This window comes from Mesorhizobium sp. M7A.F.Ca.US.006.01.1.1 (genome assembly GCF_003997935.1).
Classification (GTDB): Bacteria; Pseudomonadota; Alphaproteobacteria; order Rhizobiales; family Rhizobiaceae; genus Mesorhizobium.
The window spans coordinates 1-1,409 of sequence record NZ_RZQL01000478.1 but is presented as its reverse complement, the minus strand read 5'-3'; the positions used below and the strand labels follow the sequence as shown (position 1 = coordinate 1,409).

At 64.7% G+C, this 1,409-nt stretch carries 1 protein-coding gene; it reads left to right on the top strand.

Translation table 11 applies throughout. The annotated features are described in order from the left end of the window. Positions 1 to 201: 201 nt before the first annotated feature. Positions 202 to 1,409 (top strand): ABC-F family ATP-binding cassette domain-containing protein (locus EN943_RS36970; protein ID WP_164778610.1); only part of this gene is annotated, 1,208 nt, incomplete at its 3' end.

Here is a 1,409-nt window from a genome sequence, read left to right as displayed (position 1 = left end):
CGACGGGACTTGGCCGCAAGCTGGCAGCAGCGCCGGCCGCTGTCGCCAAGGCAACGAAGCGCAAGGCGACTGCCTGAGAGCAGGCAAGCCACTGTTCGGCTGCTTTGACGACGCCCTGGCGGGCGTCGTTTCGAGGCCTTGTGCGGTCAACTGGCCCGCAAGGCCTTGCGAAGCGTTGATGTCCGGTGCAAAAGCGCGGCCATGCTGATCATCAACGACCTATCGCTCCGCATGGCCGGACGCTTGCTTCTCGACCATGCCTCGCTGACCTTGCCGGCCGGCACCAAGGCCGGCCTTGTCGGCCGCAACGGCACCGGCAAGACGACACTGTTCAAGGCCATCACCGGCGATTTCCCGTCCGAGACAGGCTCGATCAGCCTGCCGAAGAGCACCCGCATCGGCCAGGTGGCGCAGGAAGCGCCGGGCACCGAGGATGCGCTGATCGAGATCGTGCTCAAGGCCGATCTCGAACGCACGGCGCTGCTCGAAGAGGAAAAGACGGCGACCGATCCGCACCGTATCGCCGACATCCATATGCGGCTGGCCGATATCGACGCGCACTCAGCCGAATCCCGCGCCGCCACCATTCTCGCCGGCCTCGGCTTCGATGACGCCGCGCAAAGGCGTCCGGCCTCGTCCTTCTCCGGCGGTTGGCGCATGCGCGTGGCGCTCGCCGCGGTGCTGTTTGCCGAGCCCGACCTTCTGCTGCTCGACGAGCCGACCAACTATCTCGATCTCGAAGGCACGCTGTGGCTGGAAAACTACGTGTCGAAGTATCCGCACACCGTGCTTTTGATCTCGCACGACCGCGACCTGCTCAACCGTGCCGTCAACTCGATCGTTCACCTCGACCAGAAAAAGCTGACCTTCTGGCGCGGCGGCTACGACCAGTTCGAGCGTCAATATACAGAGCAGAAGGAATTGCAGGAGAAGGGCCGGGTCAAGCAGGAGGCCGCCCGCAAGCACATGGAATCCTTCGTCGAGCGGTTCCGCGCCAAGGCCTCCAAGGCGAGACAGGCGCAGTCGCGCATCAAGGCGCTGGAGAAGATGAAACCGATCGCGGCCCTCGTGAACGACTCGGTGCGGCCGTTCTCCTTCCCCGAGCCGGTGAAGACGGTGGCCTCGCCGATCGTGGCGCTGAACAACGTCAATGTCGGCTACACCGAGGGGCAGCCGATCCTCAAGAAGATGACGCTGCGTATCGACGCCGACGACCGCATCGCGCTGCTCGGCGCCAACGGCAACGGCAAGTCGACCTTCGCCAAATTGCTGTCGGGCCGGCTGAAGCAGGAGAGCGGCACCATGACGGTGGCGCCCGGGCTGAAGGTGGCGATCTTCGCCCAGCATCAGCTCGACGATCTCCGGCCGGACGAAAACGCCTACGAGCATGTCCGCCGGTTGATGCCGGA